This is a genomic window from Caballeronia sp. GACF4 (genome assembly GCF_023631025.1).
GTDB lineage: Bacteria > Pseudomonadota > Gammaproteobacteria > Burkholderiales > Burkholderiaceae > Caballeronia.
This window is the reverse complement of the sequence record NZ_JALQDW010000018.1, coordinates 160279-187251: the sequence shown is the minus strand read 5'-3', so window position 1 is coordinate 187251 and position 26973 is coordinate 160279. Positions and strand designations below refer to the sequence as shown.

The following is a 26973-nucleotide window of genomic DNA, read 5'->3' as shown; positions in this document are numbered from 1 at the left end:
CCGGCGCGTCTTGAAAAGCCGCAGGACAACGCCTCTTCTTGCGCGGCACGTCCCGACACGTGCGCGGCTCTTTTCATTTACGGGTTCTTTTTTCGATGCACGCAACACCTCTGCCCGGCGCCTCGGACACCACGAGCGCCGCGGGCCGCCGTCTCACGCGCGGCGACTATAAAACGCTCACCCTCGCCGCACTTGGCGGCGCTCTCGAGTTCTACGACTTCATCATTTTCGTGTTCTTCGCGCCCGTGATCGGCCAGCTGTTCTTTCCCGCCACGATTCCTGACTGGCTGCGGCAACTGCAGACTTTCGGCATCTTCGCGGCGGGTTATCTTGCCCGGCCGCTGGGCGGTATCGTCATGGCGCATTTCGGCGATCTGCTCGGCCGCAAGCGCATGTTCACGCTCTCCGTGCTGCTGATGTCGGTGCCGACGCTCCTGATGGGCCTGCTGCCCACTTACGCTTCGATTGGCATGATGGCGCCCGTTCTGCTGCTCCTCTTTCGCGTGATGCAAGGCGCGGCCGTCGGCGGCGAAGTGCCTGGCGCGTGGGTTTTCGTGTCGGAGCACGTGCCGAGTCGTCATGTCGGCTACGCGTGCGGCACGCTCACGGCGGGACTGACGGCCGGCATTCTGCTCGGTTCGCTGGTCGCGACCGCGATCAACAAGAGCTTCGCGCCGGCGCAAGTCGCGGACTTCGCGTGGCGTCTGCCGTTCCTGCTCGGCGGATTGTTCGGGTTGTGCTCGGTGTATCTGCGACGCTGGCTGCATGAAACGCCCGTGTTCGCCGAACTGCAAAAGCGCAAGTCGCTTGCCGCCGAGATTCCGCTCAAAGCCGTGCTGCGCGATCATGGCCGCGCCGTGATCGTGTCGATGCTGCTCACGTGGATGCTTTCCGCGGCTATCGTCGTGGTCATTCTGATGACGCCGACGCTTCTGCAGAAGCAATTCCACATCGCGCCGGCGACCGTGCTCGCGGCCAATTGCGTGGCGACGCTGTTCTTGACCATCGGTTGCGTGCTGGCGGGCGCGATTGCGGGGCGCATCGGCGCGGGCAGGACGATTTTCATCGGCGCGATTGCGCTCGGCGTGTCGTATTACCTGCTGTTCCGGCAAGTTTCGCTCGATACTTCCGTGCTCTTGCCGTGGTACGCGTGCGCGGGCTTCACGGTTGGCGTGATCGGCGCAATTCCGTTCGTCATGGTGAAAGCGTTTCCGCCCGCCATTCGCTTTTCGGGCATCTCGTTTTCGTACAACGTCGCATATGCCGTTTTCGGCGGACTCACGCCGATCGTCGTTTCGCTGATGATGAAATCCAGTCCGATGGCACCCGTGATCTACGTCTGCGCGCTGTGCGCGGTGGGCGCGGTGACTACGCTGTTTATCCGGGAAGCGGCGATCGAGGCCTGAACGGCGGGCCTGATCCGATCACGCAACGCGCACTCCCCGTGAGTGCGCTTTTTACGACCTGAACCGCCACGTTTCACCCGTGCCTGAAACATCGAGCGCGCGCCGCGTCTAGCATTGAGGGCATGAACTCGAACCTCGATCTCGATCCCAAAACGGCGCGCCTGAGCGCGCGTCAGGTGCTCATCGTTGCCGCCACCAGCGTCGGCTTCGTCGTCTCGCAACTCGATGTATCCATCGTCAATGTGGCGCTGGCGAGCATCGGTCACGACCTGCACGCGAACGTCGCGAGTCTGCAATGGACCATCGACAGCTACGCGCTCGCCTTTTCCGCGCTGATGCTTTCCGCCGGCTCGCTCGGCGATCGCATCGGCGCGCGGCGGCTTTTCGCGGGCGGGCTCGCCTTGTTCGCGCTGGCGTCGCTCGCGTGCGCGTTCTCGCGCGATGCCCCGCAGTTGATCGCGGCCCGCGCGCTGCAAGGAATCGGCGCGGCGGCGATGCTGCCCAGTTCGCTCGCGCTGCTCAACGCAGCCTGCGGTCACGATCCGCGTTTGCGGGCGCGCGCGGTGGGTCTGTGGACGGCTGCGGGCTCGATTTCGATCGCGGCCGGGCCGATCGTCGGCGGTGTGCTGATCGCGGCGTTCGGCTGGCGCAGCATCTTCTGGGTCAACGTGCCGATCTGTGCGGCGGGCATAGCGGCGACGTTCGCGTGGGTCCGCGAAACACCCGCGCAACCTGGAACCGGTCGTGGCGCGCGCGGTATCGACCTGCCCGGTCAGGCGCTTGCCGTGATCGCGCTCACGGCGCTCGTCGGCGCGGTCATCGAGATGCGGCCGCTCGGACTCACGCATCCGCTCGTGCTCGGCGGGGTTGCGCTGGCGTTGCTGGCGGGCGCGTCGTTCGTCGTGATCGAAGGCCGCACACGCTCGCCGATGCTTCCGCTCGCGCTCTTCAAGGAGCGCACCTTCAGCGCGGCGGTGGTGTTCGGTATCGGCGTGAATCTTACCTACTATGGGATGGTGTTCGTGCTGAGTCTGTACTTGCAGCGCGTGCTCGGACATACGCCGTTGCAGACCGGTCTCGCTTTTCTGCCGCTGACGGGCGGCTTTCTGCTGTCGAATCTGGCGAGCGGGCCGGTCGTCGCGCGTTTCGGCTCGCGTGCGCCGATGATCGCCGGCGCGCTTATCGACGCCGCCGGTTTCGCGGCGCTCGTTTTCGTCGATGCCCACACGCCCACGCTCGCGCTCATCGTGCCGTTCCTCCTGATTCCAACCGGCATGGGCGTCGCGGTTCCGGCAATGACCACCGCGCTTCTCGGCACGGTCGGTCAGGAGCGCGCGGGCACGGCGTCCGCAGTATTGAATACGGCGCGGCAGGCGGCGGGCGCAATCGGCGTGGCGGCATTCGGCGCGCTCGCGGGACATGGCGAAGGCGGCGCGGCAACGGCGCAGATCGTCGATGCGGTGCGCTGGTCGGCGGGCATATCCGTGGCGCTTCTAGTCTGCGCTTGCTTCAGCGGGTTTCTCGTGCGCGATGCGCGTGGCAATCGCCCGATGAGCGCGGCACGGCAGGCGACGGAATAATGCGACGAGACTCAGGAACGCGCGTTGCAGACGCATGAGGGACGCCCGGCATCGACGAAACCGTGCCGGTCACACACGAACTGCATACTCTGGAGAACACCCCATCATGTCGACGATGCCCCGCTCACCCGAAGAGCCGATGGAACCAGACCCGGACAAGCTGCTCGACCCCGACGCGGCGCCGAATCCCGATGATCCGGACATGCCCGATGGCCCGGATTCAGCGACGCCACTCGTTCCCGCCGATCCGAGGAATGGGCAGCCGCGCCTTTGAAGGCGCGCGTTGTTCGAGCGGCGCTGCTTTCGTGAAACGGACCGCGCGGCTCCGCTGAATTCCGGCGCCGGTCGAGGTCACGCCTAACTGACCGCAGAGACGGCAGGCCGAGAGCCTAAGCAGCGCGCTATGTGGCTCGCACTATCTTCCAAACACAGAAAGCACAACGCCCGCGCGACCGAAGATCGCCACGCGGGCGTTGTTGCCGTCTAAACCAGAATTACAAATTCGTAGTTTGCACGGCACCCGTCTGCAGGGCGCGCTCGATCAAGCCTTCCTCCTGCGCCCGCTTCACGGCATCCGCGACGAACGTATCCGGCGCCTCGACTTCCGCTTTGATGGCACCGATAATGCCGCCCGCCTCCACGATCACGAGCGATTCCGCCGAATCCGCCCGGCTGATGATGACGCGCCGGGGACCGCCGCCGTCCGCGATACTCGCGCAGAACTGCATGCTTTGCCCGCCGATTACTTGTTCGAATGTTTGAATCATCGCTGTCTTCCGCGTTGGTTGGACAAAAGCCATGGTTAGCCGCTTCGCTAAAACGCCGCGTGCTCATTCATTGATTCGCGCCGCGTCGTCAGGTTCAATTTTGTAAGCTGATGGCCGTGAGCGCAACGACATCTCCGCGAGCGCGGTAGCCGTAAATTCATCGGCGGGAAAAAAGGCCTCGATTGCCAACTCGGATAGCGTGATGTCCACCGGCGTGCCGAATACCGTCGTCGTGCTCAGAAACGACAGTGTGCCGTGTGGCGTCAAAAGGCGCAGCGGCACGACCACGGGATCGAGTTCGGCACTCCTCGCCTTGCCGGCATGCGGCAGCGTTGGATAAGCCTCGAGTTCCACGAGCAGCGCAGCGAGCGTGGCGTCTCCAGAAACCTCGATCTGCCGACGCACACGCGCCAGTAGATGCGCGCGCCATTCGTGCCAGTTCTCGGTTGCGTGAGCCAAGCCTTGCGGATGCAGCGACAAGCGCAGCACGTTCACAGGCGGCGCGAGTAGCGACGCATCCGCCGCGAGCGCAACCAGCGCCGACACGGCGGCGTTGCCAGCGATCATCGTCCAGTGACGATCGACGGCCAACGCCGGATACGGCTCGTGTCCCTTGAGCACGAGTTCGACGGCACGGCGCGCGGCATCGAGTTGCGGATCGGCGAACGGGCGTTCGCGATATAGCGGCGCATAACCCGCCGCCATCAGGAGCGTATTGCGCTCGCGCAGCGGCACATCGAGTTGCTCGGCCAGGCGCATGAGCATCTCGCGGCTCGGCAACGATCGCCCTGATTCGATGAAGCTCAAATGACGCGTCGATACATCGGCGTCGCCAGCCAGGTCGAGCTGGCTCATGCGCCGTTTCTGGCGCCATTCACGCAACAGCGCGCCGACCGTCGCGGGCGGCGCAACACTCGATGCAACGAACGCAAAAGTCGAATTCATGCCGCCGATGTTAGTCGATTCGTCCATCCGCGATCCATTACCTGACGCGTAATGACCGGTCAAAGTTGCGTCGAATGCCGTCGTAACATTTACCTCGCAAACCATTGCGCAGAAATCTTTGCGCGCGTAACCCTAAATCTCGGGTGGTCCGCGCCGTTAAAAGCCATCAACAAGCCAATAAAGTTTCGCGTGCCGTGCGTGTCTCATGTCGAGCTCGCAGTGCTCGCGACGCCCTGACTTCTTGCGGAGAGATCATGTTTGTCATTATCGGTTGGGTAGTGGTCATCGGTTCGGTGATCGGGAGTTTTATCGGCGTCGGCGGGCATCTGGCGGCGCTGGTTCAGCCGTTCGAGTTGCTGTGTATTTTCGGGGCGGCAATCGGCGCGTTCGTCGTGTCCAATCCGACCGCAACGCTCAAGAAGACCTTGCAAGGTCTGCCGAAGGCCTTTAAGGGCGGCGCCTACACGAAAGAGAAATACCTTGCGCTGATCGCGCTGCTCTATGAGCTGCTGCAAAAGGCCCGCAAGGAAGGGATGATGGCGCTCGAAGCCGACGTCGATGCTCCCGAAGCCAGCCCCGTGTTCCAGAAGTACGAACACGTGATGAACGATCATCATCTGCTCGAATTCATCGTCGACTATCTGCGCATGATGTCCGCAGGCAACGTCAACGCGATGGAAATGCAGGACCTGATGGACGAAGAACTCGAAACGCATCACACCGAAAGCGCGATTGCCGGTAACGCAATTCAGAAGATGGCGGACGGCTTGCCGGCGTTCGGTATCGTCGCGGCGGTTATGGGCGTGGTGCACACCATGGGCTCGGTCGGCGCCGCGCCCGCCGTGCTGGGCGAGATGATCGCGGGTGCGCTCGTCGGAACCTTCCTCGGCATTCTGCTCGCATACGGTTTCTTCGGACCGCTCGCTGACTTGCTCAACGCAAAGGGCGCGGCCGAAGCCAAGCCGTTCCAGTGCGTGAAGTCCGTGTTGCTCGCGTCGATGAACGGCTACGCGCCGACCATCGCCGTCGAGTTTGGCCGCAAGGTGCTCTTCACGGCGGACCGTCCGAGTTTCAAGGAACTGGACGACGCCGTGCGCGCCACCAAGATGCCGAAGTCCGCTTAAAGCCGCTCGCGCTCATTACCGGAAAACACGTTCATGGCTGAGAAACCTTCACGCGATCCGCTGCAATCCGTGCTCGCGCCGACCATCATCGTGCGCCGCAAGAAGAAGGCGCACGGACACGGTCATCATGGCGGCGCATGGAAGATTGCCTACGCCGACTTCGTCACCGCGATGATGGCCTTCTTTCTCTTGATGTGGCTGCTGGGCTCCACGTCGAAGTACGACAAGGAAGGCATCGAGGATTACTTCAACACACCGCTTTCCGCGCTCTTCGGCAACGACGGCGGCGCATCCGCGCACACGAGCGTGATTCCAGGCGGCGGACGCGATCTGTCGAGCACGCGTCCCGGCGAAGGCAAGAAGAGCCAGACTCAGCCAGTGCCGCCGCAAATCGCGCGTGCCGCCGTCGCCGCGGACGACATGCAGCGCCTGCAGCAACTGAAGCAGAAGCTGCAAGCGCTGATCGAACAGACGCCTGCACTGAAAGCGTTCAAGGATCAGATTCGGATCGCGATCACGAGCGAAGGCTTGCGTATCGAGATTGTCGATTCGCTCAAGCGGCCCATGTTCGCGTCGGGCAGCTTCAAGCTCGAAAGCTATGTGACGACGATTCTCACGAATATCGGCGCGTCGTTGAATGACGTCGATAACCGCGTGTCTATCGCCGGTCACACGGACGCCGTGCCCTACTCCGGCAATCAGACGGGCTACTCGAACTGGGAGCTGTCGAGCGAGCGTGCCAACTCCGCGCGCCGGGCGCTGGTCAGCGGCGGCATGAAGGAAAGCAAGATTCTTCAGGTGCGCGGTCTCGCCGATGCGCTGCCGCTCAATAAGGACGTTGCCGACGAACCGACCAATCGCCGTATCAGTATTCTCGTGCTGAACAAGGCTGCGGAACAGGCATTCTTCCGCGATGGCGGCCGCACGACGGTGGATCAGACCTTGCCTCCCGAAACCGCGATTCCGGCGGCCGTGGCGGCGAAATCGACCGCGCCGGCAGCGGTGGTCAAGTAACCTCCAGGCTACATCGACAGATGCGCCATGCACAAATCACGCGTGCATGGCGCTTTCTTTCATGCGCTCAGGAAAGCCAGTCGCTCACGGTCTGCACGACGAGCCACACATTCGCCACGCTGATCACGACGAACAAGAGCCACGCCAGCAGCTTCGTGGTCATGGCATTGGCGAACTCGCCCATCAGCGTCCGATCGCTCGTCATGCGAATGAGCGGCCACAATGCAAACGGCAATTGCAGGCTCAGCACGACCTGACTCGCGACCAGCAGCTTGCCGACCGCGCCGTTGCCCATCGCATACACGCCGATCAGCGCGGGCACGAGCGCGAGCGCACGCGTGATGAAACGCCGCTGATAGCACGGAATCTTCAAGTGCAGGAAGCCTTCCATGATGACCTGGCCCGCGATGGTGCCGGTAAACGTCGAGCTTTGTCCCGAAGCGAATAGCGTCACCGCGAAGAGAACCGCGGCCAGCCCGGTGCCGACGATAGGCGCCAGCAGCTTGTAGGCATCTTCGATCTCGGTGACTTGCGTATGCCCTGTCGCATGAAACGCCGATGCCGCGAGAATCAGAATTGCCGCGTTGATGAGCAACGCAAGCACGAGCGCGACGATAGTGTCGATGCGCGACAAGCCGATGGCCGACGCCAGGCTCTTCTTATCGCGCTGAACCACGCGCGTTTGCACGATCGACGAATGCAGATAGAGGTTATGCGGCATCACGGTTGCGCCGAGAATGCCGATGGCGAGATACAGCGGCTCGCGCTGCGAGAAGAGGCTGATCGAAGGCACGAGACCTGCGGCGACCGAAGCCCAATGCGGCTTCACGAGCACGAGTTCGACAATATAGCCAAGCCCGATGGTCGCAATCAAACCCAGCATGATGGCTTCGAGATCGCGAAAGTTCTTGCCCTTGAGACCGAGCACGATGAGCGTATCGAACGCGGTGAAGATCACGCCCCACATCAGCGAGCAGCCGAATAGCAAGTGAAACGCGAGCGCACCGCCGAGCACTTCGGCGAGATCGCACGCGATGATCGAGAGTTCGGCGAGCGCCCATTGCGCATGAGCGACGGGCTTTGCGTAGCGTTCGCGTGATAGCTGCGCGAGATCGCGTCCGGTGACAATGCCGAGGCGCATCGACAGACATTGCAGCACCATCGCCGCAAGGCTCGAAAGCACGACCACGAAAAGCAGGTCGTAGCCATAGCGCGATCCGGCTTCGATATCGGTGGCCCAATTGCCCGGGTCCATATAACCGATGGAGATGAGCAGCCCCGGCCCCGCGAACTGCAGCAGCTTTTTCCAGAACGACGCGCCAGGCGCGACGGCGACGGAGCCTTTGACTTCAGACGGACAGAATGGCGCGGTGGCCGTGGTCGGCAGCTTGAACGGCAATTGACGGTCCCGGTGTCGATGTTTGAACGAAAGATGTTTGAACGAAAGCGAGCGTCACTGAAACGAACCATGCCTTTGTCTTACAGGACGCTCGAAGCTCGCGAGTCTATCATCGGGCGCTTGCCGCCACAGGCGAAAACGTTTGTGACAGCGCCCGCTTCAATCTGACCAAAGCGCCATTTGACCGCCAGCATCTCGTCACGGTGCGAGACATAGAATCGGTGCCGTGGCGGTGGTGGGTGTAACGAGCTTCATGACGCTCGAAACCACGAAACCGCACGCCGCGAATCGTCCTTAACTTTTCAGGGAGTTCGCCATGAAACTACTCGCTCGCATCGCTATCGTTACGTTGGCCGCAGCGCCACTTGCCGCCTTTGCTCAAAGCGAAGGACTCACCCGTGCACAGGTCACACAGGATCTCGTCAAGGTCGAACAAGCCGGCTACAACCCGTCGGAGCGCGATGCGTTTTACCCGAACGATATCCAGGCCGCCGAACAGAAGGTCTCGAACCCGTCGTATGGCGCATCGTCGGAAGGCTCGTCCGCGTCGGGACAACCGACCATGACGACCACGCCGCTCGGCCAGACTCCGCAATAACGTCATTCAACAGTCACGCCATTCCGAACGAGGCCAGCGCGGCTTCCGCTGAATTGAAGCGATCCCGCGCCGTCTCACTGCGGTACTCGCATTGCCTTTCGCGCGATGCATCGACGTACTTTCCGATTACGTTCACCTTCCATTGCGCGCTGCCGGCTTTCCTTTCGAGCGCTTAGGATTACACACGCCTTTCATTTCACGCAAGATGACGAAATCGCCATTTTCGCGTCATTATCTCGTTGGTACGTTGCCACTACCATAGGGCACCGAAGGCGACTCACCGACCCGCCTTCGAGACTCGTCCCGCGCGTGAAAGCACCTGCGTCCCTCCCTCGCTCTTCCGAACGCCTCAATGTGGATTGTCAACGTAGCGCTGAAGCGGCCTTATACGTTCATCGTAATGGCCATCATGATCCTGCTGGCCACGCCATTCGTCATTCTGACGACGCCGGTGGACGTACTTCCGGAGATCAACATTCCGGTTGTCAGCATCATCTGGACGTACACGGGCCTCTCGTCCGAGGACATGGCCAACCGCATCACGTCCGTGAACGAACGCAGTCTCACGACCACCGTCAACAACATCGAGCATATCGAGTCGCAGTCGTTGCCGGGTATCGCCATCATCAAGCTGTTTTTGCAGCCAACCGCGAACATTCAGACGGCGATCGCGCAGACGGTGGCCGTCGAACAGGCGCAGCTCAAGCAGATGCCGCCCGGCGCAACGCCGCCGCTCGTCATCAGTTATTCGGCGTCGAGCATTCCTGTGATCCAGCTTGGATTGTCGAGTCCCAAGGAGTCGGAGCAGTCGCTCAACGATACGGCGCTCAACTTCCTGCGCCCACAGCTCGTGACCATTCCGGGCGCATCGGTGCCGTATCCGTATGGCGGGAAGTCGCGTCTCATCTCCATCGACCTCGATACGCGCGCGCTGCTCGCCAAAGGCTTGACGCCAACCGATGTGGTCAGCGCCGTCAACGCGCAGAACCTGATTCTGCCGACCGGCACGGCGAAGATCGGGCCGAAAGAATTCACCATCAACATGAACGGTTCACCGACCACCGTGGAAGGCCTCAACGACCTGCCCGTGCGAACCGTGAACGGCGCGACGACTTATCTGCGTGAAGTGGCGCACGTGCGCGATGGCTTCTCGCCGCAGACCAACGTCGTGCGTCAGGATGGCCGGCGCGGCGTGCTGATCTCGGTGCTGAAGAACGGCGATTCATCGACGCTCTCTATCGTCAACACGTTGAAGGGTCTCCTGCCGCAAGCGCGTTCGTCGTTGTCGGAAGACATCAAGATCACCGCGCTCTTCGATCAATCGGTGTTCGTGAAAGCCGCCGTGCAGGGCGTGGTGCGCGAAGCGCTGATCGCCGCCGCGCTCACGGCCGCCATGATCCTGCTCTTCCTCGGCAACTGGCGCAGCACCTGCATCATCGCGATCTCGATTCCGTTGTCCATTCTGTCGTCGTTGATCGTGCTGCATGCGCTCGGGCAAACCATCAACATCATGACGTTGGGCGGGCTCGCGCTCGCGGTGGGCATTCTCGTCGACGACGCCACCGTCACCATCGAGAACATCGAACGCCATCTGCACATGGGCACCGATCTGCACGAAGCGATTCTCGAAGGCGCGGGCGAAATTGCCGTGCCCGCGCTCGTCTCGACGCTGTGTATTTGTATCGTGTTCGTGCCGATGTTCTTCCTGACCGGCGTGGCGAAGTTCCTGTTCGTGCCGCTCGCGGAAGCCGTGGTGTTCGCCATGATCGCGTCGTACATTCTTTCTCGGACGCTCGTGCCGACGCTCGCCATGCTGCTGATGGGCCACGCGCATGCACCCGATGCCAAGAAGAAGCCGAATCTCTTCATGCGGCTGCATCGCCGGTTCGATCACGGCTTCGAGCGCATGCGCGCCGCATACATCGTGATTCTGAGCAGCCTGCTCGTGAAGCGGCGGCTCTACGGTTCGCTCTTTCTCGGCTTCTGTCTCATCTCCACCGCGCTGGTGTTCGTGCTCGGCCAGGACTTCTTTCCCACGGTCGATGCCGGCGACATCCGCATGCACATGCGTGCTCCAACGGGCACGCGTATCGAGGAAACCGCGCGTCTCGCCGATGAAGTCGAGAAGGTCGTGCGTCAGGTCGTGCCCGCCGATGAGCTCGATACCATCCTCGACAATCTCGGCCTGCCCTATAGCGGTATCAATCTCTCGTACAGCAACTCGGGCACCATCGGTACGCTCGACGGCGAGATACAGGTCGCGTTGAAAGAAGATCACGCGCCGACCGAAAAATATATCGATGAACTGCGCGCGCTCTTGCCGCAGAAATTCCCCGGCGTGGAGTTCTTCTTTCAGCCCGCGGATATCGTCACGCAGATTCTGAACTTCGGCTTGCCCGCCGCCGTAGACGTGCAGATTCAAGGCCAAAATCAGCAAGCTAACTTTCAGGTCGCGGCCAAGCTGATGAAGCAGATCCGCATGATTCCCGGCAACGTGGATACGCACATCCAGCAGAAGCTCGACGAACCCGTCATCAACCTGACCATGGACCGCACGCGTCTGCAGCAGCTCAATCTCTCGGCAAGCAATGTCGCGCAGAACGTGCTCGTTTCACTATCGGGCAGTTCGCAAACGTCGCCGGGATTCTGGTTCAACCCGAAGAATGGCGTGGAATACAACCTCGCGGTACAGACGCCGCAGTATCAGGTTTCATCGGTCGACGAACTCTTGCGCACGCCTGTGTCTGCCTCGCTCACGGGACCGACGCAGTTGCTCGGCAACCTCGTGCGTGTCTCGCCGCAGAATCAGTTCGCGGAAGTCTCGCACTACAACATCCGTCCCGTGATCGATCTCTTCGTGAGCGTGGAAGGAAACGATCTCGGCAGCGTGGCGCGTCAGGTGAATCATCTCGTCGATGAAGCGCGCCGCACGCTTCCGCGCGGCACGCAGATCAATGTGCGTGGTCAGGTCGAGACCATGCGTACATCGTTCTTCGGGCTGGGCGTTGGCGTGGCCATGGCGATCGTGCTGGTGTATTTGCTTATCGTCGTCAACTTCCAGTCGTGGGTCGATCCGCTCATCATCGTGAGCGCGTTGCCGGCGGCGCTCGCGGGTATCGTCTGGATGCTATTTCTCACCGGCACGCATCTGTCCGTGCCCGCACTCACGGGCGCGATCATGACGATGGGCGTCGCCACCGCCAACAGTATCTTGATGGTGTCGTTCGCGCGGCAACGTCTGACAGCGGGCGTGCCGCCGCTCGCCTCCGCGCTCGAAGCAGGCGCAAGCCGTATTCGCCCGGTGCTGATGACGGCCTTCGCGATGATCATCGGCATGATTCCAATGGCGCTCGGTCTCGGCGAAGGCGCCGAACAGAACGCGCCGCTCGGCCGCGCGGTGATCGGCGGCTTGCTGTTTGCCACGGTTTCCACGCTGTTCTTCGTGCCGCTCGTCTTCGCGGGTATTCACGCGCGCCTTGCTAAACGCGCGGAACGCAAAGGCCAGAAACCGCACGGCGAAGCGCAGTCCGACGACACGAACACGCAGCACTGAATTCAATCCAGGCACTCCGACGAACATGACTGAAAAGAACCACGCCTCGCTCGCGATTCCCGCGCGTGATCCGAATGAAGGACCCGCGCTGCCACCGCGCCATGTCGAATGGAAACGCGCGAAGATCGCGCTCGTGATCGTGCTTGCGCTGCTCGCGCTCGGCGCGGCGCGCACCGTGATCAGCGACATGATCCACAACCGCTCGGTCGTCACGCGCACGCAACAGAACGCCCAGCAATACGTCAACGTGGTCGCGCCGACGCAGACCGATGGCGGCGGCAACACGACCTTGCCGGGTACGCTGCGCGGCTTCGTCGAATCGCCGATTTATGCGCGCGCGACGGGTTATCTGCTGCACTGGTACGCGGATATCGGCACACGCGTGAAGCAAGGCCAGTTGCTCGCCGATCTCGATACCCCTGAAATCGATCAGGAGCTCGCGCAGGCGGTCGCGCAACGCGATCAGACAGCATCGAGCCTGGGCCTTGCGAAAAGCTCGCTGCAACGCTGGCAACAACTGCGTCAGCGCGATGCCGTCTCGCAGCAGGAACTCGACGAACGTCAGAGCACGTATAACCAGGACGTGGCCAATCTCGCCGCCGCGGACGCCAACGTGAAGCGTCTGCGTCAGCTCGAATCGTTCAAGCGCATCGTCGCGCCGTTTGCAGGCGTGGTCACGCAGCGCAACGTCGATGTCGGCGATCTCATCGACGCGGGCAGTGGCGCGAGCCGCGCGCTCTTTGCGCTCGCGCAGTCGGACCCGCTGCGCGTGTTCGTGCAGTTGCCGCAGGCGTATGCGCAGAACGTGTCGGTCGGTCAGTCGGTGGTCGTGATGCAGGCCGAGCTTCCCGGTCAGCAGTTCCACGGCAAGATCACGCATATCTCCGGCGCGATCGACGTGCCCACGCGTTCGCTGCAAGTCGAAGTCACGCTGCCCAACGCCGATCAGCGCCTGCGTCCCGGCGCCTATGTGCAGGTCGCCGTGCCAGCCGTCGTCCATGCACGCCTGCTCGTGCCGGGCAATGCGTTGCTCTTCCGTGCGGAAGGACCGCGCGTCGCGGTGGTCGACTCGAACGGCCATGTGCATCTGAACAAGATCGTGATCGCGCAGGATCTCGGGCAGTCGCTCGAACTCGAGAGCGGTATCGAGCCGACCGACAAGATCATCATCAATCCGAGCGATTCCATTGCGGACGGCGATCATGTCGTGGTCCAGCCGCAGAAGCAGCAGAATCAGCACGATCCGCAGACTCCGAATCAGAAGGCCGCGTCATGAGAGGCATCGTTGCCATCGGCTTGTTGACGATGCTCGCGGCATGCACCGTCGGCCCCGATTACAAGCGCCCCGTCGCCGAGACGCCGCCCGACTGGCAAACCGACTCGTACTGGCGAGTCGGCGAACCTTCGCACGCGCCGCTCGCGCTCGACTGGTGGACGAGCTATGACGACGCCACGCTGAACACGCTGGAGACGCAAGCACTCGCGCAGAATCAGACGCTCGCGGCCGCCGTCGCGCATTACGAACAGGCCCGCGCAACGCTCGCGCAAACCTCATCGCTCGCGCTGCCCGAGGTGGATCTCGGCGCACAGGCCGACCGTCTGCGCGTATCGAAGAATCGTCCGGTCACGAGCTACAACACGCCGGTCATGAGCACGGTTCAGAACGACATCAAGCTCGCGCCTTCCGTGAGCTATGACCTCGATCTGTTCGGACGCATTCGCCGCGAAGTGGAAGGCGCACAGGCAACGGCGGAACAATCGCGCGACGACCTCGCCAACGCGCGGCTCGTTCTCACCACGGAACTCGCGAGCAGCTATTTCTCGATGCGCGAACTCGATGCCGAGATCGACGTGCTGAATCGCTCCGTGGGGCTGCAGAAGAAAGCGCTCGATTACGTGACCTCGCAGCACGATCTGGGCGCGGTATCCGGTCTCGACGTGCTGCAACAGCAGTCGCAACTCGACTCGACACGCGTGCAGGCGCAACTGCTGCTGAACCAGCGCGCGCAATACGAACACGCCATTGCGGCGCTCGTCGGCACGCCCGCGCCGCAGTTCTCCATCGCGGCGGACATCAAGGATCGTCCGGTGCCGTCGATACCGCTCGGCCTGCCGAGTGACGTGCTGCAACGCCGGCCGGATGTGGCATCGGCGGAGCGTTCGATGGCGTCGGCGAATGCGCAAATCGGCGTCGCCAAGGCTGCATTCTTTCCGAGCCTGACCTTGAACGGTAACGTCGGCTGGGAGAGCACCGCGTTCTCGAGTCTCATCTCCGCGCCAAGCCTCTTGTGGACCATCGGCACCATGGCGAGCCAGGTCGTGTTCGATGGCGGCCGGCGTTCCGCTGCCGTCGACTTCGCGAGCGAAGGCTACGTGGCGGCTGAGGCGAATTATCGTCAGACCGTTCTCGGCGCGTTCCAGCAGGTGCAGGACGGTATCGTCGGGTTATCGGTGCTGGATGGCGCGGCGAAGCAATCGCATGCAGCCGTGGTCGACTCGCAGCGTCTGCTTTCGCTTGCCAATGATCGATATTCGGGCGGCCTCGTCGCTTATCTCGACGTGATCACCGCACAGCAGCAATTGCTCACGAGCGAGCGCCAGGATGTGCAGATACGTGGCCAGCAACACACCACGTCTGTCGCGCTCGTCAAGGCGCTGGGCGGCGGATGGGACGTGCATGACGCGGCGCAGGAACAGGGTGCATCGAATCAGAGCGTCGAGGAATCATCGCGTTGAATGGCGGTTCGATGCAAGCATGTTAGACGTGAGGATCGTATAGTAATCACCTATAACAATAAGCAAGCGAGCGGTAAGCAAACCCCTTGAAGAGGCAGGCATGAAAGTCCTGATAGTGGAAGACGAACACAAGGTAGTCGATTACCTGCGCTCCGGACTGACCGAGCAAGGCTGGGTCGTCGATGTCGCGATGGACGGCGAGGAAGGCACGCATCTGGCCATCGAATACGATTACGACGTGGTCGTGCTCGATGTCATGCTGCCGCGCCGCGATGGCTTCGCGGTGCTGAAGGCGCTGCGTCTGCAGAAGTCGACGCCGGTCATCATGCTCACGGCGCGCGATCATATCAATGACCGTGTGCGCGGTCTGCGCGAGGGCGCGGACGACTATCTCACCAAGCCTTTTTCGTTTCTCGAACTCGTCGAGCGACTGCACGCGCTCGCACGGCGCACGCGCGCGCAGGAATCCACGCTCATTTCCGTGGGCGATCTTTACGTCGATCTGATCGGCAGACGCGCCACGCGTGACGGCGTGCGCCTCGATCTCACCGCGAAGGAATTTCAGCTGCTGAGCGTGCTCGCGCGCCGTCATGGGGATATCCTGTCGAAGACGGCCATCACCGAACTCGTCTGGGAAGTGGATTTCGAAAGTCATACCAACGTGGTGGAAACCGCCATCAAGCGGCTGCGTGCCAAGCTCGACGGGCCGTTTCGCACCAAACTCCTGCATACCGTGCGCGGCATGGGCTACGTGCTCGAAGTGCGCGAAGCACGCGACACGCGGGAAACCAGGGAAGACGCGAGAACATCATGAACGTGCAGTGGGCCAAATCCGGCGACGGCGAACCGCGCTCGCAGCGATCCATTGCGCGGCGGCTTGCGGTCATGTTCGCGGTCGTCGCGTTGTTCGTGTTCGCGCTCGTGGGCACCGGGCTTTTTCTCGTGCTGCGTGTGCAGCTCGAACAGCATCTGCGCGACTCGCTCGACAATCGCGCGGAGATCGCACGGCTGATCGTCTCGCACGTATCGAACCCCGACAAGTGGAAGATGGCCAAGGAGAAGCTCGCGGACATCACGCCGCGTGACGGCTCCACGATGTTCGCCGTGGCCAGCAACGACGGCCTTTATAACTACGGCGCACCGCCCTTGCGCGATCAGATCAAGCGCGTGCAGGACCATTACGGGCACTTCCAGCCCGAAGGCCGCGCGTATGAAATGCTCATGACCACGCTGACCATTCCGCCGTATATGGACCGTCCGCCGTTGCAGCTTTTCGTGGCCGTGGACTGTTCGCCGAACGTGCGGACCATGCGCGCCTTCGGGCTTGCGCTTGCCGCATTGACGGCGCTCGCCACGGTCGCCGTGTTGTTCCTCAGCTATTCGGTGGCGCGACTGGGCCTTGCGCCCTTGACGCGTCTGACACGCGACGCGCAGAACGTAAGTCCGAACAATCGCTCGCAGCGGCTCAACACGCGCTCGTTGCCCTTTGAACTCGAAGACCTCGCGAAGTCATTCAACGGCGCGCTAGAACGGCTCGATCACGCGTATGGACGGCTCGAATCGTTCAATGCGGATGTCGCGCACGAGTTGCGCACGCCCGTCACCATTCTCATCGGCCAGACGGAAGTGGCGCTCACGCGCGACCGGCCGATCGAAGAATTGCGTCATACGTTGCAGTCGAATCTCGAAGAGTTCGAGCGCGTGCGCGCGATCATCAACGACATGCTGTTCCTCGCGCGTGCCGATCAGGGCGAACGCGCAACGGGGCTCGTCGAAGTGTCGCTCGCGGCGGAAGTGAGCCGCACGCTGGAGTTTCTGGAGATACCGCTCGAAGAAGCGCAAGTGCGCGCGACGGCAAGCGGCGATGCACGCGCCTTCGTCAACACGTCGCTATTCGGCCGCGCGCTTTCCAATCTCGTGATGAACGCCATTCAGCATTGCGCGCCGGGCGCGACTATCTCGGTCAACATCGCGCGCGAGCATGGGCGCGTGCGGATCGCGGTGGCTAATCCCGGCGAGCAGATCGCGCCGCCTGTCATGGAGCATCTGTTCGATCGTTTCTATCGCGCCGAAAGCTCGCGCACCAACAGCCGGGAGAATCACGGGCTGGGACTGGCTATCGTGAAGGCCGTGGCGGAAATGCATCGCGGCACGGTATCGGCGACGAGTGCCAAGGGCATCAACACGTTCGCGTTCTCGGTGGCGCGATTCGGCAATGAGCATCGGCCCATGAGCGAAGGCGGAGCATCGGCCGGGGCGCCGTTATCCGCCGAGCATGCGCAGCAGGCGCGCATTGCGATGGGCCTTTCGGAACGGCATTCCACGGGCTGATTGTTCTCGCGGTGCTTTCCCGCGATGTCAAAAAAAAGGGTTGGCCCTTCCGATGTATCCACATCCGAGCCAACCCAAAAAGAAGAGACGGCTGTGAAGCACATCTCCATGCTCCAGAAACGCCACCTTGCCTGGTTGCCTCCGGAGTTCCAACGGTGTTACCGAGCGGTTTGCGACGTCGGTTTCGTCGCGGCAATGGCAACGGCTATTGCAATGGCTATTGCAATGGCGGCAAGCTTCGCTTCGTGTGCCCTATAGCGTGGAAGCGTCACCAAGAAACTCATTCGCCATCCGAAATAACCGTGCCTTCGTTTCAATCCCTATAGCCATTCGACGATGCCCGCTGACGCTCATTTTTGTCGATGCGCCTGTGGGAAAGGACTGTAAGGAGAATCGCGAAAGGAATTGGCGGGGGAACCAACATTTGCGCTGAAATCGCGCTGATTCATCAGATGTTTGGTTCGACAGCGCTCACAGGGCGCTTATTGGAAGACTGCATGAAGTAAAAACGGGCGCCGAGGCGCCCGCTTCTTGCCGCAGCCGTCAAATGACAAATCAAACCGTGCTCAACCGAGCCATCTCCGTTTCGACGATCAGCTTCTTCAACTCCGGCACGCACGATCCGCAGTTGCCGCCGGCCTTCACGCAAGCGGTGACCTCCGCAGCCGTCTTCAGACCCTTGTCCTGAATCGCCTTGCAGATCGTGTTGCGCCCGACGCCGAAGCACGAGCAGACTGTCGGTCCTGTGTCCTCGCCCTTGCCTATCGGCTGGCCGAGCAAAAGGCTCGCGCGGTCTTCATCGTCGAGACGCTCTTTCTCGAAGAGACTCGCAAGCCAAGCGCGTGCAGGCAAGTCGGGGCGCTCGGAAACGAACACGCAACTCTCGATGCGATCGTTCACCACATGCGCCGCGCGATACACGCCCGCACTTTTGTCCTCGTATTCGATCCAGTCCGCATGCGGATCGTCAATGCGAAAGAGCGCGCGCGCCCAGTCGTGATGATCGTCATGCGCGGCATCGAAACGATTGCGTCCCGCCAGTTCATGGCGCACGAAACGCGCGCCGTGCACGCGCGTCCAGTGCGTAACGGAATCGAGCGCGGGCGCGCGTCGCGAAAGCGCGAAGCCGTGCCATGTCACGTGGAATTGCTCGATCGACACAGGCGTGTGCTTGAACTCGGGCTCGCCCGATACCGGATCGACGACCGGATTCACCACCGCGCCGACGCGCGCATCCGAGGCAACCTGATCGTTCCAGTGGATCGGCACGAACACGCTGCCGCGCGACATGCCGCCGCCGAATTGAACACGCGCGATCATCGAACCCCAGCGGCTCGTCACGCGCGCGAGCTCTCCTTCGCGCACGCCGTATGCAAGCGCGTCCTGCGGATGCATGTCGATGAACGATTCGCTGATATGCCCGGCGAGCTTCGCCGAACGCCCGGTGCGCGTCATCGTGTGCCATTGGTCGCGCACGCGGCCCGTGTTGAGAATAAGAGGATAGTCGGCATCGGGCGCGTTGACCGGATCGCGCGGCGGCGTTGCGATGAAACGCGCGCGCCCATCGGCATGACTGAAGCGTCGTTCCTCGAAAAGTCGCGCGCTGCCGGTGTCGTCTTTCGAGCGCAGCGGCCATTGCACGGGTTCGAGCAGGTCGTAGTCTTGCTCTCCAAGTTGCGTTAGTCCGCCGATGTCGAATGCGCGATAAACGCCCGTCTCCGTGTCGTTGCGATACGCGCTCAAACGCGCGTGTTCATCGAAAATTTCATGCGGCGCCTGGAAGTCGAAGCCCGCAAAGCCCATGCGACGCGCGACATCGCACATGATCCGCCAGTCGGCGCGCGCTTCGCCCGGTGCCGGCAGAAACGCGCGCTGCCGCGAGATACGGCGCTCCGAGTTGGTCACGGTGCCGTCCTTCTCGCCCCAGCCGAGCGCGGGCAGCAACACATCGGCGCAAGCGTTGGTATCCGTATGCTCGATGATGTCCGAGCTCACCACCAGTTCACACTTTGCAAGCGCGCGCTTCACGCGGTCGCCGTCCGGCAGACTCACGACCGGATTCGTGCCCATGATCCATAGTGCTTTCACGCGGCCGGCTTCGATGGCGTCGAACAGATCGACGGCCTTCAATCCGGCGCGTTCGGGAATCGCAGGCGACGCCCAGAACGTCTGCACGATCTCGCGATGCAACGGGCTATCCAGTTCGAGATGCGCCGCCAGCGTGTTGGCAAGGCCGCCCACTTCGCGCCCGCCCATCGCGTTCGGTTGTCCCGTGAAGGAAAACGGTCCCATGCCTGGCTTGCCAATGCGTCCTGTCAACAGATGACAGTTGATGATGCTGTTGACTTTGTCCGTCCCCGCGCTCGATTGATTCACGCCTTGCGAATAAACCGTCACCACGCGTTCGGTGCGCGCAAAGAGCCGATAGAAGGTCATCAGATCGTGCGCATCGAGCTTGCAGTCCTTCGCGGTCTGCGCGAGATCGGGCGGTCCTGCTGCCGCGAGCGCGGCATCGAAGCCGTTGGTGTGTGCATCGACGAAAGCGGAATCGGATGCGCCATGCTCCGCCAGAAACGCGAACAGGCCGTTGAACAGCCGCACATCGCTGCCGGGCTTGAGCGGCAGATGCAGATCGGCCATCTCGCACGTTGCCGTGTGGCGCGGATCGATCACGACGATCTTCACGTCCGGCCGCGCTTCCTTCATCTTCACGATGCGCTGAAACAGGATTGGATGACACCATGCCGTATTCGATCCGACGAGCACGATGGTATCGGCGAGTTCGAGGTCTTCGTAATTCAGCGGCACGAGGTCTTCGCCGAACGCGCGCTTGTGTCCCGCCACCGACGACGACATGCAAAGCCGCGAGTTCGTATCGATGTTCGCGCTGCCGATATAGCCCTTCATCAGCTTGTTGGCGACGTAATAGTCCTCCGTGAGCAATTGCCCCGATACGTAGAAGGCGACCGCATCCGGACCGTGACGTTCGACGATGCGAGCGAATCCGCTCGCCACGGTGCCGATGGCATCGCTCCAGGAGACATCGGCGAGCGCGCCGGTTTGACCGTCGCGCAGCTTCGGTTTGAGCAGACGTCCTTCGAGGCTCACCGTGTCGCCGAGTGCCGAGCCTTTCACGCACAAGCGGCCGAAGTTGGCCGGATGTGTTTCGTCGCCAGCAATCGCCACGTCGATAGCCGTGCGCGGTGTCGCCACAACGCCGCAACCCACGCCGCAATAAGGACATGTCGTGCGAACGGCAGCCGCCTGAACCGGAATGATGGGGATTCTCGCGTTCATATCTATGCTTGCGCTTCGCAAAGCGTCTTGCCGAACAACAAACGTCCGCGCAGATGCGAGACATCCGTGCGGTTCTGAATCAGCTCGAAATACCATGCGCCGTCTTTCACGTCGCCATACAGCACCGCGCCGATCACACAGCCCGCCTGCAACACGAGACGCTTGTAGACGCCGCGACGCGGATCGCGCAGCACGAGGTCTTCGGACGAATCGTCGCCGATGAAATCGCCCGCCGAGTAAAGATCGACGCCCGTGACTTTCAGCTTGGTCGCGGTCGCGCGCTGCACATAACGGCGATGTCCCGCGCCCGCGAGATGCGCGCCGGCCACACGCGCCTGATCCCAGATCGGCGCCACGAGACCGAACGTAGCCGAGCGATGCTGCACGCATTCGCCCACTGCATAGACGCGCGGATCGTAAGTCTGCAAGGTGTCGTCGACGACGATCGCGCGCTCGCAGTGCAGTCCCGCTTCCTTCGCGAGCGCGATGTTGGGACGCACGCCCGCGGTCATCACGACGAGATCAGCTTCGATCTCGCGGCCATCGGCAAAGCGCACCGCCGTCACGCGTTCATCGCCCACGATCTCCGTCGTCCTCGCGGCCATCGCGAAACGCAGACCCTTGGCTTCCAGCGAACGCTTGAGCAACGTGGACGCGCTCGCATCGAGTTGACGGTCCATCAGGCTTTCGCTCGAATGCACGACCGTCACCGACATGCCCTGACGTTGCAAACCGTTGGCCGCTTCGAGACCGAGCAAGCCGCCGCCGATCACCACCGCGTGACGATGATCGCGCGATGCCGCCAGCATCTTTTCCACGTCTTGAATGTCGCGAAACGCGATCACGCCCGGAAGATCGCAACCCGGCACGGGAATGATGAACGGCTTCGAACCCGTCGCTATCAGAAGTCGGTCGTAGCGCGCCTCGATACCGCTTGCCGAGCGCACGATGCGCCGCACGCGATCGATTCCGACCACGGCGTCGCCTGCATGCAGCGTGATGTCATTGGCTCGATACCATTCGCGCGTATTGAGGATGATGTCGTCCACGCTCTTCTCGCCTGCAAGCACGGGCGAAAGCAGAATGCGGTTGTAGTTGCCGTAAGGCTCGGCGCCAAACACGGTGATGTCGTACAGCTCGGGCGCGATCTTCAGCAATTCCTCGACCGTGCGCATGCCCGCCATGCCGTTGCCGATCACGACGAGACGCTGACGCGCCTGCACCATCGGTACATCGGCCGCGCCAGCCGCAACCGCATATTCCGTCTTCATGCGGCAATCCACACTTTGCCGCCGGCCACGCGTGCGCGATACGCGGTCACGGAGCGCTCCGGCGCTTCGAGGCATTCGCCGGTACGCAGATCGAAGTGCTGCTTGTAGATCGGCGATGCCACGACAATGCGCTCGCCCAAGCTGCCGACGATACCGCGCGAGAGCACCGCCGCCTGCGAATGCGGATCGAAGTTGTCGATGGCGAAGACGCTCTGCTCGTCGCCCGCCACATGAAACACGGCCACCTGCGCGCCCTTGAAAAGCGCACAGACGCCGGTGTCGGGCACGATGTCATCGAGTGCGCAGATCTCGGTCCAGTCCTGTTCAATGCGGTCATTCATGGTGGTCTCCAGCGCTCAAACGGTTTCGACGACGACAGGAATGTCGATCAGCTTCAGCTTGCGTTCCTCGGGCGTCGCGGGACGAATCTGGCCGCGCTCTTCCACGAAGGTCACGTTCTCGTCGCTCTTGTCGCTGTTGACGAAGTGACGGAAGCGCTTGCGCGTTTCGGGGTCGGTGACGGCCTTCTTCCATTCGTCTTCGTACGTATCGACGACGAGTTGCATCTCCGCTTCGAGTTCGGCGGCGAGTTCGAGCTTGTCGTTCACGACGATATCGACGAGATAATCAAGGCCGCCTTCGAGGTTGTCGCGCCACACGCTCGTGCGTTGCAGGCGGTCCGCCGTACGCACGTAGAACATCAGGAAGCGGTCGACGTAGCGAATGAGCGTGACTTCGTCGAGATCGGATGCGAGCAGTTCGGCGTGACGCGGCTTCATGCCGCCGTTGCCGCAGACGTAAAGGTTCCAGCCCTTCTCCGTCGCGATGACGCCGATATCCTTGCCCTGCGCTTCCGCGCATTCGCGTGTGCAACCCGAGACGCCGAACTTGATCTTGTGCGGCGTGCGCAGCCCCTTGTAGCGGTTTTCCAGCGCGATGGCGAGACCGACCGAATCGCCGACACCATAGCGGCACCATGTCGAACCGACGCACGACTTCACCGTGCGCAGCGACTTGCCATAGGCATGTCCCGATTCGAAGCCCGCGGCGATCAGCTCTTCCCAGATGAAGGGCAACTGCTCCACGCGCGCCCCGAACATGTCGACGCGCTGGCCGCCCGTGATCTTCGTATAGAGCCCGTACTTCTTCGCCACTTGTCCGACCGCGATCAAACCATCGGGCGTGACTTCGCCGCCCGGCATGCGCGGAACGACGGAATACGTGCCATCGCGTTGAATGTTGGCGAGGTAGTAGTCGTTCGAATCCTGCAGGCCCGCATGCTCCTTCTTCAGCACGAACTCGTTCCAGCACGAAGCGAGAATGCTGGCCACGGCAGGCTTGCAGATATCGCAGCCCAGACCCTTGCCATGCTTCGCGAGCATCGAGCCGAACGTGCGATGTCCTTCCACGCGCGCCATGTGATAAAGCTCCTGGCGCGAATACGGGAAGTGTTCGCAGATATGGTTGTTGACCGCGAGCCCCTGGCGCTTCATCTCGCTCTTCAGCACCTGCGTGACGAGCGGCACGCAGCCGCCACACGATGCGCCCGCCTTGCATGCGCTCTTCAACGCGCCGATGCTCGTCGCGCCCGCGCACACCGCCGCGCAGATTTCCGCCTTGCTCACGTTGTTGCACGAACAGATCTGCGCGGCATCGGGCAAGGCTTCGACGCCCAGGCCGGGCTTCGCCTTGCCGTCGCTTTGCGGCAAGATCAGGAATTCGGGTGCTTCCGGCAGCTCGATCTTGTTGAGCATCATCTGCAAAAGCGTGCCGTATTCAGTGGCGTCGCCGACCATCACGCCGCCCAGCAGGAACTTGCCGCAATCGGACACGACCAGCTTCTTGTAGATCTGCTTGCGCTCGTCGCTGAACTGATACGAGCGGCTGCCCGGCGTCTTGCCATGTGCGTCGCCGATACTCGCCACGTCCACGCCCATCAGCTTGAGCTTGGTGCTCATGTCCGCGCCCGCGAACATGGCGTCGTCCGCGCCAATGACCTGCTTCGCGACGATGCGCGCCATGTCGTAACCCGGCGCGACGAGGCCGAACAACTGCCCTTGCCACAGCGCGCATTCGCCGATGGCGTAGATATCCGCATCGCTCGTGCGGCATGCGTCGTCGATCACGATGCCACCGCGCGGCCCGATCTCGAGACCGGCCGCACGCGCGATATCGTCACGCGGACGAATGCCCGCGGAGAACACGATCATGTCGGTATCGAGATGCGCGCCATCGGCAAAATTCATGCGATTCGCAGCACCCTCGCCATCGACGATGGCAAGCGTGTTGCGGCCCGTGTGCACCGTCACGCCCAGTTCCTCGATCTTGCTGCGCAGCACGCGTCCGCCGCCGTCGTCCACTTGCACGGCCATCAGACGCGGCGCGAATTCGACGACGTGCGTGATGAGCCCGAGATCGCGCAACGCCTTCGCCGCTTCGAGACCAAGCAAACCGCCGCCGACGACCGTACCGACTTTCGATTTCGCACCGAAGGCACGCATCGCTTCGAGATCTTCTATCGTGCGATACACGAAGCATCCCGCGCGCTCTTTGCCTTCGACGGGCGGCACGAAGGGATACGAACCCGTTGCGAGCACCAGCTTGTCGTAGGGCAGCACTTCGCCCGTGGATGCGGTCACGGTACGCGCCGCGCGATCGATCGCGACGGCTTTCGCATTGAGCTGAAGCGCATAGCCCGAGCGATCGAAGAAGCCTTCCTGCACGAGCGAAAGCTCATCGGCCGACTTGCCCGAAAAGAATTCGGTCAGATGAACGCGATCATAGGCCGCGCGCGGTTCTTCGCAGAGCACGGTGACTTGCAGCGTGTCATGCCCGCTTTCGGCGAGACATTCGAGGAACTTGTGGCCGACCATGCCGTGGCCGATGACGACGATTTTCATGGGGACTCTGCCTGAGTGATGACTTAACCAGCTACACGGTTGTTGCCCGCGAGCGCGCTTTCACGCAACGCGGCTTCGCGTGCCTTGTGTTCCGGGGTAAAGCGCACGGCCAGCGCGCACAGTGCAGCGCCTCCGACCATCACGCCGAGCATCGAGAGCGTGGCTTGCGCATTGCCCACGCCTTTCATGAGGAAGCCCGCCGCGACCGCGCCGACGTTGCCGCCCGCGCCGATCACGCCAGCCACGCCGCCCAGCGCCTTGCGGTCTATGAACGGCACGAGCGCGTAGGTCGCGCCGCAAGCCATATGCGTGAAGAGACCGAAGATGAGCATCGATACGATGGCGAGCGCGACGCCTTCGGCATGCGCGAACGCATAAAGACCGATGCCTTCGCCCGCGATCAGTACGAACAGCAAGGTCGCGCGAATATCGAGGCTGCGGCGCGCGGCCGCTTTATCGGAAAGCCAGCCGCCGAGCGCGCGGGCAAAGAGCGCGAGCAGACCGAAGCTGCCTGCCGCCAGTCCTGCCGCGCCGAGCGAGAGCTTGAAGTGATCGACGTAATACACGGCCGCCATGTTGTGGATGAACACTTCCACGCCGAAGCACGCGCCGTAGGTCACGAACAGCATCCACACGCGATAGTTCGAGCATGCGGTCACGAAACTCTGCCAGCCGCCCTTCTTGCCGCCGTCGATGGCAACGCCCAGTTCGCGCAGTAGCGTGAAGTTGCCTTGCGGACAGTCTTGCGTATAGCGCCAGTAAAAGTACGCCATCACAGGCATGGCGATACCCGGCACGATCAGCGCGATGCGCCACGACGATGCCGCGCCTGCGCCCAACGCGATCGCGGCGGCAACCAGCATCGGCACGAGAGCTTGCGCCGCGCCTGCGCCTGCGTTGCCCCAGCCCGCGGTCGTGGCGTTCGCGGTGCCGACGACGTTCGGCGCGAACATCACCGACGTGTGGTATTGCGTGATGACGAAGCTCGCACCGATTGCACCGATGGCAAGACGACACCACAGGAAGCTGTCGTAGCCCGTGGAAAGCGCCGCGCCGAACACCGGCACCGCGCCTGCGAGCAACAGCGCGCTATAGACCTTGCGCGGGCCGAAGCGGTCGCACATCGGGCCCACGATCAGACGTACGAGAATGGTCACGGCCACGGCCGCGATATTGAGGTTGGCGACCTGGTCGTTGGAGAGGCCGTATTCGCGCTTGATGAGCGGCATCAGCGGCGCGCAAGCGAACCAAGCGAAGAAGCATACGAAGAACGCCATCCATGTGAGATGGAAGGCGCGCATCGGCGCCGTGCGCATGCTGAAGAGATCGATCCGGGTGGCTTTGTCCATCGTCTTTCCGCCAAAAAAGAAAGGCGTCCCGCGCATCAGCCGGAAAGCCGATGCGGGGGACGCCGTTGTCCGATGCCCGCATGGCTTTAACCTGCCGGGCGCTGTAATCAGGACGGATCGCCGTTGATCCGATGGCGGAACATAAGGCAAGGGATATGCCATGTTGAACGCATGCAGCTCACAACCATGCGGAATAAGCGTTCGAGCGATCCTGCACCGGCAGCGCGCATTGGCTCCGCGTCGCGTTTTGATGCGCGCGGGCACATCGCTGGTGCGGCGCAGCACTGATGGCGTGCGAACGTCGCTTATTTTTGAACCGTCTGGTTAATCGTGCGAATGAACGCGGGACGCCATGCACGCCATGCGTTTGGCAACGCATCGAGGCATGCGCGCGCTGTTCGGGTGCCGGCTGCACATCGACAGTGCCTCCTTGCGGTGCGACGTGATGCGCGCGTCGAGGCGCAAGCCCTCGCGACATCTACGCAAGCGCGTTCCCGGCGCAAATGGCCCGCTTATTGCATTGCTCGAAGCGCTGCCGGCAACGGCGCTGGCAGCAGCGCAAAGCATGCATACATCGACCGATGCATGCATCGACCAAGGCCCAAGGACAACGGCGTCCCCTCGTGCAACGACACGGGCGGACGCTTTTTGCATTTCGTCCCGCCGCGCCGATGCGCCCCACCGATACAGGCGAGTCATCTCG

Annotated in this window: 19 protein-coding genes; 11 read left to right on the top strand and 8 right to left on the bottom strand. The window is 62.3% G+C overall.

The window, feature by feature from the left end; all coding sequences use genetic code 11:
- Positions 1-95 precede the first annotated feature (95 nt).
- The 3 genes from NCR40_RS15915 to NCR40_RS15905 all read left to right on the top strand — a co-directional run bounded on the left by NCR40_RS15915 (position 96) and on the right by NCR40_RS15905 (position 3260).
- Entirely contained in the window at positions 96-1406 is a 1311-nt protein-coding gene (locus NCR40_RS15915; protein WP_250509933.1) for an MFS transporter, read from the top strand.
- Between the two features lie 122 nt (positions 1407-1528).
- The gene (locus tag NCR40_RS15910; RefSeq protein ID WP_250509932.1) at positions 1529-2986 is read left to right on the top strand and encodes an MFS transporter; all 1458 of its coding nucleotides are present in this window, start codon (positions 1529-1531) and stop codon (positions 2984-2986) included.
- A 106-nt stretch (positions 2987-3092) separates the two neighbouring features.
- Entirely contained in the window at positions 3093-3260 is a 168-nt protein-coding gene (locus NCR40_RS15905; RefSeq protein WP_244828474.1) for a hypothetical protein, read from the top strand.
- Positions 3261-3480: 220 nt separating this feature from the next.
- On the opposite strand, the gene NCR40_RS15900 is transcribed toward NCR40_RS15905, so the two are convergent.
- Both NCR40_RS15900 and NCR40_RS15895 read right to left on the bottom strand, forming a co-directional pair.
- Positions 3481-3753: a hypothetical protein gene (locus NCR40_RS15900; RefSeq protein ID WP_244828475.1), complete on the bottom strand. Its 273-nt coding sequence runs from the start codon at positions 3751-3753 to the stop codon at positions 3481-3483.
- 63 nt (positions 3754-3816) lie between these two features.
- Positions 3817-4698, bottom strand: a complete 882-nt coding sequence (locus tag NCR40_RS15895) for a helix-turn-helix domain-containing protein (RefSeq protein WP_250510279.1) — start codon at positions 4696-4698, stop codon at positions 3817-3819.
- Between the two features lie 254 nt (positions 4699-4952).
- On the opposite strand from NCR40_RS15895, the gene motA reads away from it, so the two are divergent.
- Together motA and motB are read left to right on the top strand one after the other, a co-directional pair.
- Positions 4953-5822 carry a flagellar motor stator protein MotA gene (motA, locus tag NCR40_RS15890; protein WP_244828477.1) on the top strand — a complete coding sequence of 290 codons (870 nt, stop codon included), beginning with the start codon at positions 4953-4955 and terminating at the stop codon, positions 5820-5822.
- Between the two features lie 33 nt (positions 5823-5855).
- Positions 5856-6836: a flagellar motor protein MotB gene (gene motB / locus NCR40_RS15885; protein WP_244828478.1), complete on the top strand. Its 981-nt coding sequence runs from the start codon at positions 5856-5858 to the stop codon at positions 6834-6836.
- A 67-nt stretch (positions 6837-6903) separates the two neighbouring features.
- Here the strand turns inward: motB and NCR40_RS15880 are convergent, their stop codons facing one another.
- Positions 6904-8235, bottom strand: coding sequence for an Nramp family divalent metal transporter (locus NCR40_RS15880; protein WP_250493246.1), 1332 nt, complete (start codon positions 8233-8235; stop codon positions 6904-6906).
- Positions 8236-8551: 316 nt separating this feature from the next.
- On the opposite strand from NCR40_RS15880, the gene NCR40_RS15875 reads away from it, so the two are divergent.
- The 6 genes from NCR40_RS15875 (at position 8552) to NCR40_RS15850 (ending at position 17453) form a co-directional block, all read left to right on the top strand.
- Entirely contained in the window at positions 8552-8833 is a 282-nt protein-coding gene (locus NCR40_RS15875; protein WP_250509931.1) for a DUF4148 domain-containing protein, read from the top strand.
- Positions 8834-9185: 352 nt separating this feature from the next.
- A complete protein-coding gene (locus NCR40_RS15870; protein WP_250466742.1) occupies positions 9186-12386 on the top strand; it encodes an efflux RND transporter permease subunit in 3201 nt (1066 codons plus the stop codon).
- Positions 12387-12411: 25 nt separating this feature from the next.
- Positions 12412-13662, top strand: coding sequence for an efflux RND transporter periplasmic adaptor subunit (locus NCR40_RS15865; RefSeq protein WP_250509930.1), 1251 nt, complete (start codon positions 12412-12414; stop codon positions 13660-13662).
- A complete protein-coding gene (locus NCR40_RS15860) occupies positions 13659-15122 on the top strand; it encodes an efflux transporter outer membrane subunit (RefSeq protein WP_250509929.1) in 1464 nt (487 codons plus the stop codon). Before NCR40_RS15865 ends, NCR40_RS15860 begins: the two co-directional genes overlap by 4 nt.
- A gap of 100 nt (positions 15123-15222) precedes the next feature.
- Positions 15223-15936: a heavy metal response regulator transcription factor gene (locus NCR40_RS15855; protein WP_244828488.1), complete on the top strand. Its 714-nt coding sequence runs from the start codon at positions 15223-15225 to the stop codon at positions 15934-15936.
- Positions 15933-17453 (top strand): heavy metal sensor histidine kinase, encoded by a 1521-nt coding sequence (locus NCR40_RS15850; RefSeq protein ID WP_244828493.1) that lies wholly within the window; start codon positions 15933-15935, stop codon positions 17451-17453. The genes NCR40_RS15855 and NCR40_RS15850 overlap by 4 nt, the downstream gene beginning before the upstream one ends.
- 555 nt (positions 17454-18008) lie before the next feature.
- On the opposite strand, the gene NCR40_RS15845 is transcribed toward NCR40_RS15850, so the two are convergent.
- Genes NCR40_RS15845 through NCR40_RS15825 form a run of 5 tightly spaced genes read right to left on the bottom strand, consistent with a single transcriptional unit; the run spans position 18009 to position 26270 of the window.
- Positions 18009-20750, bottom strand: a complete 2742-nt coding sequence (locus NCR40_RS15845) for a nitrate reductase (RefSeq protein ID WP_250509928.1) — start codon at positions 20748-20750, stop codon at positions 18009-18011.
- A 2-nt stretch (positions 20751-20752) separates the two neighbouring features.
- The gene (locus tag NCR40_RS15840) at positions 20753-22021 is read right to left on the bottom strand and encodes an NAD(P)/FAD-dependent oxidoreductase (protein ID WP_250509927.1); all 1269 of its coding nucleotides are present in this window, start codon (positions 22019-22021) and stop codon (positions 20753-20755) included.
- Positions 22018-22362, bottom strand: a complete 345-nt coding sequence (gene nirD / locus NCR40_RS15835; RefSeq protein WP_244828499.1) for a nitrite reductase small subunit NirD — start codon at positions 22360-22362, stop codon at positions 22018-22020. Before nirD ends, NCR40_RS15840 begins: the two co-directional genes overlap by 4 nt.
- A 15-nt stretch (positions 22363-22377) precedes the next feature.
- Positions 22378-24921: a nitrite reductase large subunit NirB gene (nirB, locus tag NCR40_RS15830; protein WP_244828500.1), complete on the bottom strand. Its 2544-nt coding sequence runs from the start codon at positions 24919-24921 to the stop codon at positions 22378-22380.
- Between the two features lie 23 nt (positions 24922-24944).
- Positions 24945-26270 (bottom strand): MFS transporter, encoded by a 1326-nt coding sequence (locus NCR40_RS15825; RefSeq protein ID WP_250509926.1) that lies wholly within the window; start codon positions 26268-26270, stop codon positions 24945-24947.
- Between the last annotated feature and the right edge of the window lie 703 nt (positions 26271-26973).

Bases quoted from the DNA above. Each gene is read 5' to 3' on its own strand.
- NCR40_RS15860 (WP_250509929.1), top strand. From the start codon at position 13,659: ATGAGAGGCATCGTTGCCATCGGCTTGTTGACGATGCTCGCGGCATGC.
- nirD (WP_244828499.1), bottom strand. From the start codon at position 22,362: ATGAATGACCGCATTGAACAGGACTGGACCGAGATCTGCGCACTCGAT.
- nirB (WP_244828500.1), bottom strand. From the start codon at position 24,921: ATGAAAATCGTCGTCATCGGCCACGGCATGGTCGGCCACAAGTTCCTC.
- NCR40_RS15855 (WP_244828488.1), top strand. From the start codon at position 15,223: ATGAAAGTCCTGATAGTGGAAGACGAACACAAGGTAGTCGATTACCTG.
- NCR40_RS15850 (WP_244828493.1), top strand. From the start codon at position 15,933: ATGAACGTGCAGTGGGCCAAATCCGGCGACGGCGAACCGCGCTCGCAG.
- NCR40_RS15900 (WP_244828475.1), bottom strand. From the start codon at position 3,753: ATGATTCAAACATTCGAACAAGTAATCGGCGGGCAAAGCATGCAGTTC.
- motA (WP_244828477.1), top strand. From the start codon at position 4,953: ATGTTTGTCATTATCGGTTGGGTAGTGGTCATCGGTTCGGTGATCGGG.
- NCR40_RS15845 (WP_250509928.1), bottom strand. From the start codon at position 20,750: ATGAACGCGAGAATCCCCATCATTCCGGTTCAGGCGGCTGCCGTTCGC.
- NCR40_RS15905 (WP_244828474.1), top strand. From the start codon at position 3,093: ATGTCGACGATGCCCCGCTCACCCGAAGAGCCGATGGAACCAGACCCG.
- NCR40_RS15840 (WP_250509927.1), bottom strand. From the start codon at position 22,021: ATGAAGACGGAATATGCGGTTGCGGCTGGCGCGGCCGATGTACCGATG.
- NCR40_RS15910 (WP_250509932.1), top strand. From the start codon at position 1,529: ATGAACTCGAACCTCGATCTCGATCCCAAAACGGCGCGCCTGAGCGCG.
- NCR40_RS15875 (WP_250509931.1), top strand. From the start codon at position 8,552: ATGAAACTACTCGCTCGCATCGCTATCGTTACGTTGGCCGCAGCGCCA.
- NCR40_RS15865 (WP_250509930.1), top strand. From the start codon at position 12,412: ATGACTGAAAAGAACCACGCCTCGCTCGCGATTCCCGCGCGTGATCCG.
- NCR40_RS15915 (WP_250509933.1), top strand. From the start codon at position 96: ATGCACGCAACACCTCTGCCCGGCGCCTCGGACACCACGAGCGCCGCG.
- NCR40_RS15870 (WP_250466742.1), top strand. From the start codon at position 9,186: ATGTGGATTGTCAACGTAGCGCTGAAGCGGCCTTATACGTTCATCGTA.
- NCR40_RS15825 (WP_250509926.1), bottom strand. From the start codon at position 26,270: ATGGACAAAGCCACCCGGATCGATCTCTTCAGCATGCGCACGGCGCCG.
- motB (WP_244828478.1), top strand. From the start codon at position 5,856: ATGGCTGAGAAACCTTCACGCGATCCGCTGCAATCCGTGCTCGCGCCG.
- NCR40_RS15895 (WP_250510279.1), bottom strand. From the start codon at position 4,698: ATGAATTCGACTTTTGCGTTCGTTGCATCGAGTGTTGCGCCGCCCGCG.